The organism is Streptomyces sp. NPDC024632, assembly GCF_055559175.1.
On the sequence record NZ_JBVHLD010000010.1, the window covers coordinates 211778 to 227308 of the forward strand.

Below are 15531 nucleotides of genomic sequence, written 5' to 3' on the forward strand. Positions count from 1 at the left end.
TCTGTGGGGTTGGTGCGGTGCTGGTCGTACAAGAAGCTTGTACGGAAGGGGAGTTCGTGCGGGGACTGCGTCCCGGGAAGTTCCTGCGGGATCTCCGTGCGGGGACCACGTACGGGATCGTCGTACGCGGTCCGGCTCAGCGGACGAGCACCGCTTCGTCCGCGGTGCTGGTCAGGGCGTGGTCCGCGAGGGCCGGACTGGCGGGGTACGGCAGGGCCTCGCCGGTGTCCGGGGAGATGCTGCGGGCGGAGGGGGAGGAGCCGTGCGCCTCGGCCCTGATGCGCTGCTTCATCGTGGGCGGCAGCGAGCGGCTGCTGGGGCGCGGGGCCGGCAGCAGTGCGGCGCAGGACGGTGTCCTGGTGGGGGTCGGCGTGGCGCCCGTACCGTTCGCCGCGGCGACGGCCGCGGCCGGGACGGCGGCGGCCTGGGCGGCGGCGGTGTGGACGCGGGCGGTGCGGGCCGGAGTGGCGAAGCCGAGCCCGGCGACGAGCTTGAGGAGCACGCCGACGAAGGCGCTCCAGAAGGCGGTGACGTTCTTGAAGACGTTCATGACCTCTCGATTCCTTGGTGCGGAAATCTGACTTCTCCGATCATGAGGAAGACGGCACGGAATCGTGGGAGCCGCACCCCGGATTCGCGGATATACACATAAACGCCACTCATTCGGACCAAGGGGGTCCTGTGCCGCCCCGCACCGACGGGGCCGCGGCCGGTCCTGAGGCGCTGGATAAGGTGGCGGCGTGTCCCCTCCCGAGGAGCCGCCCCGGCGCGGCGAACAGGCCGAGGTCGCCGCGTTCCGCCAGGCCCTGGGCCTCGACGCCCTCATCGACGTGCACACCCACTTCATGCCCGAGCGCGTCATGGCCAAGGTGTGGGCGTACTTCGACGCGGCCGGTCCGCTCGTCGGCCGCGCCTGGCCGATCGCGTACCGCGAGGAGGAGCGGCGGCGTGTCGAGACCCTGCGCGGCTTCGGCGTCCGGGCCTTCACCTCGATGCTCTATCCGCACAAGCCCGGCATGGCGCGCTGGCTGAACGACTGGGCCGCCGACTTCGCCGCCCGCACCCCGGACTGCCTGCACACCGCGACGTTCTTCGCCGAGCCCGGCGCCCCCGACGACGTACGCCGCGCCCTCGCCCAGGGCGCGCGCGTCTTCAAGTGCCACCTCCAGGTCGGCGGCTACGACCCCAACGACCCGCTGCTCGACGACGTCTGGGGCCTGCTCGCCGACACCGGCGTTCCCGTCGTCACCCACTGCGGCTCCGGCCCGGTCCCCGGCCCCTTCACCGGCCCCGCCCCCGTCGCCGCCCTGCTCGCCAGGCATCCGCGGCTGCGGCTCGTCGTCGCCCACCTGGGAATGCCGGAGTACGAGGACTTCCTCGGCCTCGCCGAGCGGCACGAGCGGGTCCTGCTCGACACCACCATGGCCTTCACCGACTTCAGCGAGTCCGCCGCCCCCTTCCCGCCCGCGGCCCTGCCCCGCCTGTCCGCCCTCGCCGACCGCGTCCTGCTCGGCACGGACTTCCCCAACATCCCCTATCCCTACGCCCACGCCCTCCACGCCCTGGAATCCACCGGTCTCGGCGCCGCCTGGCTCCGCGCCGTCTGCCACGACAACGCCGCCCGCCTCTTCGCCCTCCCGGCCCTCCCCTAGCGGGCGGAGTCGGGGTCAGGGGCCGGGTCCGGGCCGGAGTCGGGGTTCGGGCTCGCGTCCGGGGCGGAGTCGGGGTCCGGGCTCGGGCCTTGGGGGGTCAGCATCTGGAGGAGGAGGGTGCGGAGCTCGGCGTCGGGGAGGGCGGGGAGGCGGGTGAAGGCGCCGGAGCCGCGGGCCAGGACGACGCCGATGAAGGCGGCGGCGATGAGTTCGGCGCGCAGGGCGGGGTCGGGGGTGCCCTCGGCGAGCAGGCGCCGGTGGAGGGGGTCCACGACACGGCGGTGCAGCTCCGCGCGGGTGGCCTGCTGACCGGCCGGGTCCTCGTGGGGGCGGACGGCGACCTGGTAGACGGGGTTGGGCCCGTGGCGCCGGGTGCGGTCGAGGATGGTCGCCAGACGGTCGGGGTCGAGGAGGTCGACGATGTCGTCCGGGCCGTCGTTGGTGCGCAGCGTGGCGATGTAGAGCTGGGCCTTGCCGCCGAAGTAGCGGGCGATCATCGCCGGATCGACCCCGGCGCGGCTGCCGATGGCCCGCGCGGTGGTGCGGTCGTACCCGTGCTCGGCGAACAGCTCGCCCGCGGCCTTCAGCAGGCGTTCGCGGCTGCCCGCCGCGTCGCGCCGGTGCTGGGCCGCCCCGGCGGGCCGTTCGTCGGCCGGTGTCGTTCCACTCATTCCGCGGCCGTTCCGTCCAGTTCGTGGAGGTCGTCGTGTTCGCCGGGCCGCGCCCGCACCCGGGGGCGCGCCTGGGCCGCCGCCGCGGGCCGTGCCGACGGACCGGGCCGTGCCGACGGACCGGGCCGTGCCGACGAACCGCGTCGGCGCCACGGCACGGCCACCGCCACCACGGCGGCGGCGAGCCAGACGCCGCAGCTCAGCAGCCCCACCGCACTGTACCCACCGGACGTGGGGAACGCCGCGCCTTCCGCGGTGTGCGCTTCGAGCACGGCCGCGCTCAGCGCGCTGCCGACCGCGTAACCGATGTAGCGCAGCACCTGGTTGAAGCTCATGGCGCTGCCCGTCTCGTGCGCGGGCACCGCGCGGACGAGGAAGCCCGGCACGACCGCGAAGATGACCCCGACGCCGAGGCCCGCGACGAACATGACCGCCATGATCTGCGCCATGTTCCCGCGCCATGCGGTGAACAGGGCCATCGCGGCGAGCAGCACCAGGCAGCTCATCGGCAGGACCCGCTGGGGCGAGATCCGGCGGACCAGCACCGGGGTGAGCCGGTTGGCCAGGAAGCTGCCCAGGGAGAACGGCGTCAGGGCGAGACCGGCCACGACCACCGTCCGGCCCAGCCCGTAGCCCGTGGTGGCGGGCGTCTGCACCAGCCTGGTGACGGTGGACAGCAGCAGGTACATGCCGACGCCCGCGAGCACCGCCGCGACGCTCGCGGTCAGCACCGCCCGGTCACGTACCAGCCGCAGTGTGACCAGCGGATGATCCGTACGCAGCTCCCACCACACCCAGCCCGCGAAGAGCAGGACGGACGCGGCGATCATGCCGTCCACGCGCGCCGAGGCCCAGCCCCAGCTCTCGCCCTCGCTGATCGCGACCAGCAGCGACGCGGTGGCCACGGCCAGCAGCACCGCGCCGACCCCGTCCAGCCGGACGCGGGCGCGATGCCGCGCGGCCGGGACGACCCACGCGGCGGCGGCCAGGCCGAGCACGCTGACGGCCACGCCGAACCAGTACGCCGCGCGGACGCCGCCGCCCTGCGCGATCAGACCGGTGAGCGGATAGCCCAGGCCCACCCCCGTCACGGCCGTGATCGACAGCAGGGCGATCACCGGAACGGCGCGGGCGGCGGGCAGTACGTCCCTGGCCACGGCGATGGTCAGCGGCGTGAGCCCGAGACCGATGCCCTGGAGGGCGCGGCCGACGAGCAGCGCGGCGAAGCCCAGGGGGAGCGCCGCCAGCACGCAGCCGACGACGACCAGCGCGAGGGTGCCGACGACGACGGTCCTGCGGTGCGGCCCGTCACCGAGCCGCCCCATCACGGGCGTGGCCACCGCCGCCACCAGCTGGGTGATCGTCAGCGACCACTGCGCGTCGGTCACGGACACGTGGTCCATCGAGGCGATGGACGGGATGAGCGGTGCCCCGAGGCTGCCGATCACGGCGGTGACCAGGCATATGAACGCCAGACAGGGCACCAGTGCCCGCGACCGTGCCGACTCCATCGTGCTCCTCGCGCCCGGGCCCTGAGGCACCGTGTGGTGCGTGCGCCCGACAGGGGCGGACCGATGCCTACAGCCGATGTCTACATGTGATGTCTACACCTGATGATAAGCAGAGGTGATCGGCGCGATCAGCCCCGCCCCCGGGGTCCGGGGTCCGGGGCCCGGGGGCGGGGGGCGGGGCGGGTTTGGTGCGGGCGGCGCGGGCCGGAGCGGACTTCCCGGTGCCGCCCGTCAGCCCACGCCTCCGGTTCCTGCTCCGGCTCCTGCTCCGGCTCCTGCTACGGGGCCGACCGGCGTGTCCCCGCTCAACGTGATGCGGTGCATGACGCGGTGCTGGTCGCCGTAGTCGCGGTTGGCGTAGTGGGCGGTGCTGCGGTTGTCCCACAGGGCCACGTCACCGGCGCTCCACCGGTGGCGTACGAGGTGCTCGGGCTTGGTGAGGTGGGCGTAGAGGATGTCGAGCAGCCCCCGGCTCTCGTGGTCCGACACCCCGAGAACATGCGAGGTGAAGCCCGGGTTGACGAAGAGCCCCTTGCGCCCGCTCTCGGGGTGCACCCGCACCACGGGGTGCTCCACCGGCTTCAGCTCGGTGTACTCCTCTCCCTCCCACACGTTTCCCCGGCCCTTCCTGCGCTGGGCCAGGTAGTACCCGAACTCGCGGGTGCCGTCGTGCACCGCCGTCAGCGAGTCGGCCCACGCCCGCAGCCCCGGCGACAGCGACTCGTAGGCGAGCTGGCTGTCGGCCCATGTCGTGTCGCCGCCGTTGGGCGGCAGCAGCACCGCGCGCAGTACGGAGATCGCCGGCGGGCGCCGTACGAACGTCACGTCCGTGTGCCAGACGTCCGCGAAGCCGTTGTCCTGGCTGTCGACGGCGTACACCTCGGGGGCCACGTCGCCGGAGTCGTGGATCGGGTGCCCGGTGGTGACCTCGCCCAGGCGGCGGCCGAACTCGATCTGCGCCGCGTCGTCGATGTCCTGGCCCCGGACGAAGAGCACCTTGTGCTCCACGAGGGCCGCCCTGATCGCGGTGACCTGGTCGTCGTCCAGCCGGCCGAGGTCGATGCCGTGGATCTCCGCGCCGAAGCGCGGGCCGAGCGGGGTGATCGGCAGACGGGACGCCGTTGACGACGGGGTCGCCCTCGGCGACGGGGACGACGGGGACGGCGTTGATGACGGGGACGGCCTTGACGACGTCGTCGGACGGTCGGCGTCGGTTACGGCGGGCTGCTCGCTGGTGATGCTCACCTGTGGTTCCTCCTCTGTCGCGGATGGTGTGGGTGTCGCGGGTGTCGCGGGTGTCGCGGGTGTCGCGGGTATCGCGGATGTCGCGGATGTCGTCGATACGGAGCGCGGGTGTCGTGGATGGAGAGGTCGTGAGGACCGGGGACCAGGGATCAGGCCGCCGCGGCCTTCACGGTGTGCGCGATCCGGGCGCGCAGCTCGGCGAATTCCTCGCTGTCGCGCAGCGCGTCGGCGTCGATGTCGCCGCGCGGCAGCGGGATCGGCAGGTCGAGGGCCACGGTGCCCGGCCCCTTGGTCAGCACCACGATGCGGGTGCCGAGGAAGACCGCCTCGTCCGCCGAGTGCGTGACGAAGACGGTGGTCCGCCCGGTCTGCGCGGTCACCAGGCGTACGTCCTCCTGGAGCCGTTCGCGGGTCAGCGCGTCGAGCGCCGCGAACGGCTCGTCCAGCAGGAACAGCGGGTGGTCGGCGGCCAGGGCGCGGGCGATGGCGACACGCTGCTGCTGGCCGCCGGAGATCTCCCAGATCCGCCGCTTCTCGGTGCCCTCCAGGCCGACGCGCGCGAGGAGTTCCGCACGGCGCCGGGGCCACTGGTCCCGGTCGACCCCGGCGTAGCGCAGGGCCAGGTCGATGTTGCCCTTCACCGTGCGCCACGGGAAGAGCCGGGGCTGCTGGAACACCACGCCGGCCGCCTTGCCGGGCAGCGGCTCGACGCCCGACACCCGTACCGAGCCGTGGGCGGGCCGCTCGAATCCGGCGATCAGCCGCAGCAGCGTGCTCTTGCCGCAGCCGGACGCGCCGACGAGCACCAGGAACTCGCCCGCGGGCACGGTCAGATCGACCGGTCCCACGGCCGTCACCGCCTCCTCGCCCTTGCCGTACCGGTGGGTGACGCGGTCGAGCGCGATGACCCCGGCGGCGGGTGTGGCGCCGCCACGGTCGGTGTCGGAACGGGGGGCGTCGGAGCGGGGGGCGTCGGCACGAGTGGCGTCGGCAGCCGCGGCAGCCTCGGGCCCGGTGGTCTTGTCGGCCGTCCGGCCAACGGTCCCGCTCGCCGTCTCACTTGAGGACATCGGGCAGCCCCTTCAGATACAGCGCCTTGCCGACGACGTCCTCGGACGGCGCGGCGTCGATCTGCTTCTGGTCGGCCAGGAACCGGGCGGTGCCGGTGAGATACGTCGCGAGCTTGCCCGGCTGCCCCTCCGTACCCAGCCACGCGGCGGAGGCGACCTCGTCGGGGGTGAGGAACACGCCCTGCGCGAGCTGCTTCCTGGCGTCGTCCGCGCTGATGTTCAGCTCGGCGGAGACGGCCTTGACCGTGCCCTCGGGGTCGGACTTGAGCAGCCCGAGCGCCTGCGCCTGCGCCTTGCGCCACACGTCGATCGCGTGCGGGTCCTTGGCGATCAGCGCGTCCGAGACCACGGCCAGGTCCAGCGTCGGCTTGCCGCCCGCGCTGATCTCCTTGCTGCTGATCAACTGCGTTCCGGTCTTGCGCAGTTCGTCCAGGGTCGGCAGCCACACATACGCGGCGTCGATGTCCCCCCGCTGCCACGCGGCGAGGATCGCCTGCGGCTGGAGGTCGACGAGCTTGACGTCCGACGCCTTGAGGCCCGCCGCGTCCAGCGCCGCCAGCAGGCTGTAGTGCGAGGTGGAGGCGAACGGCGTCGCGACCGTCTTCCCCTTGAGACCGGCCACATCGGATATGCCGGTGCTCTTGCGGGCCACCAACGCCTCGTTCTCGCCCGCGACATCGAGGATGAACGCGGCCTTGTACGGGATCGGCGAGGAGCCGGAGATCCCGCGCGCGAAGGGGCTGGAGCCGAGGGCGCCGATGTCGAGGGACTTGCCCAGGAACGCCTGGTTGACGCTGGCGCCCGAGTCGAACTTGATCCAGGTGATCTTGTAGTCCGGCAGCGCCTTCTCCAGCAGCTTGTGGTTCTTCACGAGCAAGTCGCCGCTGGGGAAGGCGAAGTAGCCGATGCGCAGCCGCTTGGAACCGCCGGACGAGCTGCCGCCGTCCGAGCCGCAGGCGGTGAGGGCGACGGAGGCCGCGGCGGCCAGCGCACCGCCGAGCAGCAGGCGGCGCGAGGGTCCTTGGGCGGCGGTGCCGACGGGAACTCGGTGCTTCCAGGCAGACATGGGGAGCCGTTTCTGTGCGAGGAGGGGACGGGCGGGGCGAAGGGCGTACGGGGTACCGGTTGCGGGTCGCGGGTCGCGGGTTACGGGGGCCCGGAGCCGCGGGCTGCTCGCTGCGGGCTGCGAGGGACCGGGCCACGGACGGGGGGGGCGGGCGGGCGGCCGGGAACTAGGAACGGCCGCGCCACGGCACGACGCTGCGCTCCAGCCACAGCAGCAGACCGTCGATGACGAGCCCCGAGACGCCGATGGTGAAGATGCCGACGAGCACCACCGGCGTGTTGTTGTAGTTGGCGGCGTCCTTGACCATGCCGCCGATGCCGGGCAGCCCGTTGACCAGCTCGGCGGCGACGAGGGAGGAGTACGTGACCCCGACCGCCAGCCGGACGCCGGTGAGGATCTCCGGCAGCGCCGACGGGGCGATGACGTCCCGCATGACGTCCCACCGCGACCCGCCGAGCGCGTGGGCCGCTTCAACAAGGCCGCGCGGCGCGGCGGCGACGGCCGCGGTGGTCGACACCGCCACGGGCGGGAAGGCGGCGATGGCCAGCAGGGTGATCTTCGGTTCCTCGTTGATGCCCAGCCAGATGATCAGCAGGGAGAAGTACGCCAGCGGCGGCAGCGTCCGCAGGAAGGTGATCCAGGGTTCGAACAGCGAGCGCACCCAGCCGACCGTGCCCATGAGCAGGCCGAACAGCACTCCGAGGGCGATGCCGATACCGCCGCCGATCGCGATGCGGCGCAGGCTGATGGCCAAGTGATCGACGAGAGTGGTGCCGTTGTAGCCCCGCACCCCGTCGTGCGTCGTGGACACGTCGATGAACGCGTCCCACACCTTGGCCGGGGGCGGCACCAGCGTCTCGCTCCACTTCCCGCTCGCCGCCAGCAGTTGCCACAGCACGAGGAAGAGCAGGAGCGAGCCGAGCGGCAGCGCGAGACGGCGTACGCGCGCCCAGACGCCCTTCGCGCGAGGACGGCCGCGCCCCGGCGGCTCGGCCGGATCGGTCGGCTCGTCGGATATCGCGGCGGGACCGGCTTCTGGCAGGCGTGAGGTGGCGGACAACGGACTGCCTCCATGGGGGTGCCAGGGCAGGCGCGGTCGACGTCAAGCGACAGCGGCGACTGTCCCCGAGCGAGAGCAGAAGGGGAAAAGGGCAGAGCCGAACGCCCCACGACGGGGTGGGCTCAACGAAGTTCGGGAAAGGGGCCGCGCCGGGTCGAGGACCGAACGGCGGGCGGCGTCAGAGACGCGTGATCAGCGACAACACGAAACCGGGCGTCGGCACAGGTCGATGACCAGGCGTCGCACCAAAAGATCGTGATTCATGGGTCATATTTGTACAGCAGACCCGTCCCCGCACCAAGAGTCCGTCCACCCTCTGGTACAAACCCCTCCGCCCCCGCCCCCCTGACGCGCCCGGCCTGGGGTTCGGGACCGCCTATACGTATGACCATCTGTCCTGGCGGAGCTTCCGGGACAAGCCGTGGTACGGCGCGGTGCCGACCCTGACCGCCGCCGCCGCGGTCACCAGCCGGATGCGCCTGGGCACCCTGGTGACGTCGGCCAAGCCGCGTTCATACATCACGAGCTGACCTGCGCGAATCCCTGCACTCCGGCATTTGGCGTGGACATCGCGGGTAGATGGAGCCAGTGAAAAGGGCGGGGCGAGTCAGCTGAGCTGGGCGGGAGCCTCGGTGATGATCCGCTCGAAGATGACGGGGTCATGGCCGAAGATCGTGTCGGGCACCGGCCAGTGCAGCACGATTTCGTTGATGCCGGTCTCCGCGTGCTGTCCCGCGAAGTCCACGAAGGCGTCGACCGAAGTGAAGGGCTGGGCGTACTTGGGGGTGAAGCCGGTGAGGAAGATCTTCGGCGCGTCGGCTGGATCGCGGTCCTCGGCGGCGAGGGCCGCGGAGACGCGCTCGACTTGACCGCGGATGGCGGAGTCCTCGGAGGTATCCCGCAGGTCAGCGCGTTGCTGCCTGTCAGGCGACCCTGTGCGCAGGGCGAAGATGCGACTGCTGCTGTCCGCGGCGTACCGCTCCAACTGGTGCATTTATGGGGCAGGGCCCGTCGCCCTGGCCAGGTTCGGCAAGCCACTTTCCTGGGTGGGCCGGAACGGCCCCGGGGTACTACTTTCAAAGGTTGCCGTGATCGAAGATCTCCTGGATCGCGTCCTCTTGCCGACGGAGATCCACGCACCCGTCACCGTCGCTGTAGACAACGATCCGAGCGCCGATATCCAGGCCGGCTTCGGCAAGAACTCCGAGAGGGATCTCCACGGTCCCGTCGTCGTTGACGATCGCTTCAAATGGCTCTCTGATCACCGATCCAGTCTGCCAGCCCCCTCCTCGACAGCGGAAATCACCCACGGTGTCGGACGGAACTCGGGGAAATAGGGTCAGCTGCGACGTTATGACGGCCTGCCGTGTCCTCCTGTAGTAGATCTGTACGACGTCTGCGGTGGCTACCCATAGGCAGCTAGTAAGGCTCGTCGCACCAGGAGAACGGAGCAGGACAGTGACACCGGAAGCAGAGCTGCTTGACGCGATAGCCGACCAACGCGCCCGTGTTCGAGGGCACGCGGCCTGGTCCTCAAGCGCTGACCGCATCTACGTCCTGCTCAAGGTCGTCACGAGGCAGCGTGCGATGGAGATCACGGCCGGCGTCGAGACCGATGTTCCCTGGGAGAGTGTCCTGGCGCAGTTGATCGAGTGGCACCACGAACTGCCCGTCGGCGAACAGGACCTCGGCGAGGACACCGCGATGGAACTCGCGGTGGCTGTAGTGGGCCTTCAGACCCTCAACCTGATGGAGGCGAGCATCCGAGCAGGGGGCTACGAAGTTCGCCGCTCACGGGAGGCTTTCAGAGTTCGCCATCGGTGGGACCCCGCCATCGAGGTTGCCGACATGCACCTCGAGAGGAGTGCGACGCCACACGACGTCTCCGGGCTGTCCGACGTCGAACGCCGGTGGATATCAACGAGGGGTGTCGGCTCGCGCTCGGGGCCTCCACTCGAGGTGCTCGCCGCCTCTGTCGAGCGTGCCTCCAAGGAGATAGCTGCGTTCCGCCAAGCAGTACCTGAGGGCCACTTGCCGGATTCGTTCGACCTCGGAGAGGGTCTGACTGTCGGGGCCATGGCGCGCGTCCTAGCCGTGTTGATGGGCGTGGCCTCTCTCTGCGAGCACACGGCCCACCGTCTCTCCCGTCTGGAGAGCACGCTTGCACACCTGCAGATGTCGGAGCTCCGCGCGGTCTTGGCCGAGCTGTGCCCGACTGTCTCCGAAGAACACCAGGATGCAGCCGTGGCGCAGCTGGTCTTCCGACGGGGGCGTAGCGCAAGGACTTCCCCGCTTGTGCAGCACGGAGAGAAGATCATCCTCTGTCCGCCCCTTCTGACGCCTCGGGCGATCGACCCGATCGTGCTCCGTTCGGCTGCGGCGGACTTCCGCCGCTTCGGGTCCGTGGGACGCGCCCAAGGCGACCGGGCAGTTGCCTGGGCTGAGTGGCTCAGGGGAGTTCCTGGACTGCTGGTCGCCGAGAGAGTGCCGGCCTTCAGGCCGGACGGGAAGCCAGCGGGTGACCTGGACGTCGTCGCTGTCGATCCGGTGCTGCGCATCGGCCTCTGCGTCGAGGTCAAGTGGCCGATCGACGCGGTCACCTCCGCCGAGGTCGTGAAGGTCGAGGACTGGGCTACCTCAGCTGGTCGCCAGCTCGACCGTCTCCGTGGGGAGCTCCGATCCGGCGTGGCCACAGCGGAGCTTCCTGCCGGTTGGCCCACCTTCGACAGCATCGAGTGGACCTGGTGCGTTGGCACGCCACAGCAGCTGTGCCTCAGACCCCTGCCGGTGCCTGAGATGTCCGTGACCTCGCTGAGATACCTGCTCGCCCTTGGCCATCCGTCCGGGCTGCAGCCGGTGCTCGACATACTGCGGACGCCCGTTCTGCCGACTGCTGGTGTCCACTTCCAGGTCATGCGGCGGTCCGTTCCTGTTGGTTCCCGCCGAGTGGACCTGGACGCGACAGAGGTGGCCTCGTACAGCTGGCACCCTCGGTATCGGTAGCAGGAAGAAGCCGTCGTGGCCCTGGTTCGGGACTTGCCTCGTTCCGTACAAGCAGCGGCGTGGCATAGCTGTCCGAACACACGGACGAACTGGTTGTCAGAGTAAGATCTGCGGCAATTCCCGCCTCTCGGGGGCGTGCGACTGATGATGACCAACGGGGGTCTACGTGGATGTTGCGGGCGAAGATGCTTACCTGCGGCCGCGTGCTCGCCTGATGAGCACCCTCGGCGAGGAACTGATCAGCAATGAGCGTGTCGCCCTCACCGAGTTGGTGAAGAACGCCTACGACGCTGACGCCAGCCTTGTGCTGATTCGCTTTCTTGGTCCCTTGCCCACCGAGGTCACTGAGAATGCGGAGGACCTCAAGGGGACCCAGACCGCAGAGGGCGCCGATGCAACCGAGAGCCCGGATGGCCCAGCAGCCGTAGGGGGCACCGAAGCAACCGAGGTCCCAAAGGACACCGAAACTGCCACGGCCACCGGTTCCATCGAGGTCTGGGACAACGGCCACGGCATGTCGCCGGAAACGGTGCGTGGCACATGGCTGGATATCGCGACCGCGTACCGGCAACGTGCACCTCGTAGCGAGAGTCGGGGTCGACGGGTCCTGGGAGCCAAGGGCATTGGTCGCTTTTCAGCGGCCCGCCTCGCGCTGGTGACAGAACTCACCACGCGGCGCACCGAGAGTTCGGAAGAGGTCAGTCTCCGCATCAAGTGGGGTGACTTCATCGACGGCGAGTCGTATCTGGACCAAGTCCCTGTCCGCTGGAGCGTAGGCGAACCTGCAGTCTTCGCTCCTTGGGAGGAGGCAGACCTGCTGTTCGACGACCTCCAGGAGAAGTACGGCGCAGATGTGGGCTCCGACAGCACTCGCGTCGACAGCCCCTGGGGCGATGCCGAATCACCGCACGGGACCGTGATGCGACTTGTCGGCCTGCGGCAGGTGTGGGACGACCACACGGTGACGTTGCTCAAGCGCTCGCTCTCGAGATTGCTCCCTCCGCCCGCTCCGACCGAGCTGAGCGTTCCGGGTACCCCGGACTTCGCCATCTGTCTGGAGTTTCCGCCCGGTGACCTGGAGCATCATTCGGGATTTGTCGCACCCAGCGAGGCGCTGGCGCATCCTGACTACCGTCTGACCGGTGGCGTGGACGCCGAGGGCAACGGCCGCTTCAGGATGTCGCTCGCCGCGGAGGATACCACGACCGAGGTGAACCTCAAGCTACCGACAGACGCGGGTAGGCCTTCGTGCGGCCCTCTTGAGGTCGACATCCGAGCCTGGGACCTGGAGGGGCACTCGGTCCGCCGACTTGTCGCCCTCGACGTCGGCGCGAAGAACATCTCCGAGGTTCGCCAGCTCATCCGGGGCAACAGCGGCGTGGTCCTCTATCGCGACGGCTTCCGCGTGCTGCCCTTCGGCGAGCCAGGAGACGACTGGCTGCAGCTCAACCTGCGTCGCGTCAACAACCCCACCATGCGTTTCTCCAGCAACCAGGTCGCCGGCTACGTGTACATCACGGCTGACGGTAACCCCGGACTGCGCGACCGTTCCCACCGGGAAGGTCTGATCGACAGCAAGGAGTACGAGGACCTCAAGAAGGTCCTCGCGACGGCCGTGTCCGCTCTGGAGACAGAACGGTACCGGGTTCGGCGCCTCAGCCAGCCAGCAGACCCAGGTCCTCAGCAGCCATCATCCGGTTCGGAAGGGAGCCAGGGTCACGGAGTCTTCAACTCCTTCACCTTGGACCCTCTGCGCAAGGTGGTTGAGGAACGCTATGCGGACGATGCCGTCCTCGGCCGCGCTCTTGACGAGGCAACCGGGACGATCAACGAGAGCGTCAAGAAGGTCCAGGAGATCCTCTCGCAGTTCTCCCGGTTGGCCACACTCGGGACGCTCGTGGACGTGGTCCTGCACGACGGTCGCTCCGCACTGACCCGCATCGCGTACGACCTCCAAGACCTGGACGACGTGATCCTGGGCATCCCCAGGGACAATGGGATCCTCGTACAAGCGCTGAGTGACATCCGCACCAGCTTCGCCTCGCAGGAGAAGGCGCTGGACCGTCTGTTCACGCGGATCCAGCCGCTCAGCGGCCGTCGGCGGGGGCGTCCTCGGAGCATCTCGTTGCAGCGGGCGATCAGCGAAGCGGTGTCCGTGTACGAGGGCGAAGCCAAGAAGCTCAACGTCGAGGTCACCATCGAGGGCCAGGACACAATGGTGACTATGGACCCGGGCGACATCAACCAGGTGATCGTCAACCTTGTCGGGAACGCACTGTACTGGCTCTCCACGCAGGAGGACGACCAAGACCGCCGAATCCGTATCGACACGGAACGTCTGCCTGACGGAGCGGTCGAGATCACGGTCAGCGACAGCGGTCCGGGTGTCCGTGAGGACATAAGGGGCCTGATCTTCGACACGTACTTCAGCGACAAGGAGGACGGGATCGGTCTGGGCCTGAGCATCGCCGGGAGCGTCGTCCAGGACTTCTACGACGGCAAGCTTGCATTGGTGTCCGAGGGACCACTACCTGGGGCTTGTTTCAAGGCAACACTGAGAAGGAGTGTCGGGTGACAACGGGGGAGTCGGTCCTGCGTCTGCTCATCGTCGATGACGAGCACGACCTGGCAGCACGGCTTGCAGGGATGCTGAAGAAACGGCTCGTCGATCTGGGAACGATCGAGTGCGAGATCGAGGAGCGCTTCGACGACGCAGAAAGACGCCTCGCGGACGAGCACTTCGACCTGGTCGTCCTCGACGTCCGGGACAGCTCCGGCCACAGCCCGGCGACGGACGCTCTTACGCGGGGACGTTCCCTGTACGAGCGGGTCGCCGATGTCCGCTGGGTTCCCGTGATCTTCTACACGGCCGTGCCCGGGCAGGTCGAGCACCTGGCAGCGCCACCGCTCATCCAGGTCGTCGCAAAGAACCATCTCGACGAGGTCACCCGTGCAGTACGTGACGGGCTCACGTGCGGAGTGCCCGCGCTGACCCGTCATATCAGCGGCCTGCTCAACCGCCAGCTCGGCCTGTTCCTCAAGGACGTCATCGCGCCGAACTGGGAGCAGATGGCGACGACGGACATGAGCGAGACAGCTCTCGTGCTGGTTAACCGCCTGTCGGCCTGGTTGAAGGAGAACGCCGTCCAAGACCTGGACGGCGTCATAGGCAGTCGCGTTGGAACTGTGGTGGCGCACTCGTCCGCTGCCCGTGTGTATCTCAATCCTCCGGTCACCTCCCATCTCACAGCCGCTGACGTCATCAGCTCGAACGACGGCCAGTGGTGGTTGGTGCTCACCCCTGCCTGTGACTTGTACGAGGACCCTGCGGTCACAGGAAGCGTTGGCGGCCGACAGGCGAAGGTCGAGTTCGTTCGGCTGGCCCGCGCTACCGAGATCCGGCAGTCCGGCCCCTTCCTGACGTGGGACGACACCCGTACCAAGAAGAATGAGCAGGCGCTGAAGAGGATCTTCAGAACCGATCACAACCGTTACAGGGTTCTGCCGAAGTACCTGAACATCCCCGACCTGGTAGTCGACTTCGAAGACGTGAGCTCGGTACCCCTGGTTGGCATCCGAGGCCGTCTCGAGTCCGGGGAGTGGAAGCGTGTCGCCACCCTCGACAGCCCGTTCGCGGAAGCGTTCCTCACGGCCCACAGCCGTACGGTCGGCCGGATCGGTACCCCCGACATCGACTTCAGCGCACTCGAAAGAATGCTGACCACTGATCCGACGCCCGTCGAACCCCTGATGCCCCCGGAGCAGCCAGGCCTCACGGAGACCCCGGAGGCACCGGCATCGTAGGACCGGGGCAAGTGGCAGTGACCTTGTACGCAGCGGTCTCGACGTTCCGTCGGACGCACTCCCGCACGCGCACGACCGTCCATCCACCTGCCTGCGCAGCATCGGTGTTGCGCAGATCGCGGGATCGGTTGGCAGTGAGCTTCTCAGTCCAACGCTCGGCGTTCTGACCGCGGGAAGGGCTGCGGACCATGTGTCGGACAGCCGTACCAGAAGCAACTGTCCACGAAGACCGCCACCCGGTACCGAGGCAGGGCGAAGTCCGCTGTGCACCGCGGTGCCACCTTCCGCTGCAGTCGGAAGGGGAGCCCCAGACGGTGGACGGCACGACGGAGTGCGATCTCGGGACTGGTGTCCCGGGAACGGCGCCCCCGCAGGTGAGTACCCTTCTCGGTACTCACCCAGCCCGTCACGCTGCCTCCTGAGGACACGACAGCCTCTCCACGTACTGT

At 69.3% G+C, this 15531-nt stretch carries 14 protein-coding genes and 1 pseudogene; 5 read left to right on the forward strand and 10 right to left on the reverse strand.

What is annotated here, in order from left to right:
• Positions 1-136: 136 nt before the first annotated feature.
• Positions 137-550 carry a DUF6344 domain-containing protein gene (locus ACZ37P_RS22370; protein ID WP_467348253.1) on the reverse strand — a complete coding sequence of 138 codons (414 nt, stop codon included), beginning with the start codon at positions 548-550 and terminating at the stop codon, positions 137-139.
• A 190-nt stretch (positions 551-740) separates the two neighbouring features.
• Here ACZ37P_RS22370 and ACZ37P_RS22375 point away from each other — a divergent pair, with 190 nt between their 5' ends.
• Positions 741-1652 (forward strand): amidohydrolase family protein, encoded by a 912-nt coding sequence (locus tag ACZ37P_RS22375; RefSeq protein ID WP_355336616.1) that lies wholly within the window; start codon positions 741-743, stop codon positions 1650-1652.
• On the opposite strand, the gene ACZ37P_RS22380 is transcribed toward ACZ37P_RS22375, so the two are convergent.
• The 6 genes from ACZ37P_RS22380 to ACZ37P_RS22405 form a co-directional block, all read right to left on the reverse strand.
• On the reverse strand, positions 1649-2323 hold the full coding sequence (locus ACZ37P_RS22380; RefSeq protein WP_467348255.1) for a TetR/AcrR family transcriptional regulator: 675 nt from the start codon (positions 2321-2323) through the stop codon (positions 1649-1651). The two genes, ACZ37P_RS22375 and ACZ37P_RS22380, sit on opposite strands and share 4 nt — an antisense overlap.
• Positions 2320-3834 (reverse strand): MFS transporter, encoded by a 1515-nt coding sequence (locus tag ACZ37P_RS22385; protein WP_467348257.1) that lies wholly within the window; start codon positions 3832-3834, stop codon positions 2320-2322. The genes ACZ37P_RS22380 and ACZ37P_RS22385 overlap by 4 nt, the downstream gene beginning before the upstream one ends.
• Before the next feature lie 231 nt (positions 3835-4065).
• Entirely contained in the window at positions 4066-4944 is an 879-nt protein-coding gene (locus tag ACZ37P_RS22390) for a TauD/TfdA dioxygenase family protein (protein WP_467348375.1), read from the reverse strand.
• Between the two features lie 284 nt (positions 4945-5228).
• Positions 5229-5984, reverse strand: coding sequence for an ABC transporter ATP-binding protein (locus tag ACZ37P_RS22395; RefSeq protein WP_467348377.1), 756 nt, complete (start codon positions 5982-5984; stop codon positions 5229-5231).
• 151 nt (positions 5985-6135) lie between these two features.
• Positions 6136-7215, reverse strand: coding sequence for a taurine ABC transporter substrate-binding protein (locus tag ACZ37P_RS22400; protein ID WP_355336612.1), 1080 nt, complete (start codon positions 7213-7215; stop codon positions 6136-6138).
• 166 nt (positions 7216-7381) lie between these two features.
• Entirely contained in the window at positions 7382-8143 is a 762-nt protein-coding gene (locus tag ACZ37P_RS22405; RefSeq protein WP_391159559.1) for an ABC transporter permease, read from the reverse strand.
• Between the two features lie 482 nt (positions 8144-8625).
• Between ACZ37P_RS22405 and ACZ37P_RS22410 the strand changes: the two are divergent.
• A pseudogene (locus ACZ37P_RS22410) lies at positions 8626-8799 on the forward strand (LLM class flavin-dependent oxidoreductase); the annotation flags it as partial.
• Positions 8800-8882: 83 nt separating this feature from the next.
• On the opposite strand, the gene ACZ37P_RS22415 reads toward ACZ37P_RS22410, so the two are convergent.
• Positions 8883-9269 carry a hypothetical protein gene (locus ACZ37P_RS22415; protein ID WP_467348259.1) on the reverse strand — a complete coding sequence of 129 codons (387 nt, stop codon included), beginning with the start codon at positions 9267-9269 and terminating at the stop codon, positions 8883-8885.
• Between the two features lie 82 nt (positions 9270-9351).
• Positions 9352-9540, reverse strand: a complete 189-nt coding sequence (locus tag ACZ37P_RS22420; RefSeq protein WP_467348261.1) for a hypothetical protein — start codon at positions 9538-9540, stop codon at positions 9352-9354.
• Positions 9541-9733: 193 nt separating this feature from the next.
• Between ACZ37P_RS22420 and ACZ37P_RS22425 the strand changes: the two genes are divergently transcribed.
• From ACZ37P_RS22425 to ACZ37P_RS22435, 3 genes are all read left to right on the forward strand, one after another.
• Positions 9734-11278, forward strand: coding sequence for a hypothetical protein (locus ACZ37P_RS22425; protein ID WP_467348263.1), 1545 nt, complete (start codon positions 9734-9736; stop codon positions 11276-11278).
• Positions 11279-11492: 214 nt separating this feature from the next.
• The gene (locus ACZ37P_RS22430) at positions 11493-13853 is read left to right on the forward strand and encodes a sensor histidine kinase (protein ID WP_467348264.1); all 2361 of its coding nucleotides are present in this window, start codon (positions 11493-11495) and stop codon (positions 13851-13853) included.
• Entirely contained in the window at positions 13850-15082 is a 1233-nt protein-coding gene (locus ACZ37P_RS22435) for a hypothetical protein (protein WP_467348265.1), read from the forward strand. Before ACZ37P_RS22430 ends, ACZ37P_RS22435 begins: the two co-directional genes overlap by 4 nt.
• 143 nt (positions 15083-15225) lie before the next feature.
• On the opposite strand, the gene ACZ37P_RS22440 is transcribed toward ACZ37P_RS22435, so the two are convergent.
• Complete coding sequence (locus tag ACZ37P_RS22440; protein ID WP_467348267.1) at positions 15226-15510, reverse strand: hypothetical protein; 285 nt, start codon at positions 15508-15510, stop codon at positions 15226-15228.
• Between the last annotated feature and the right edge of the window lie 21 nt (positions 15511-15531).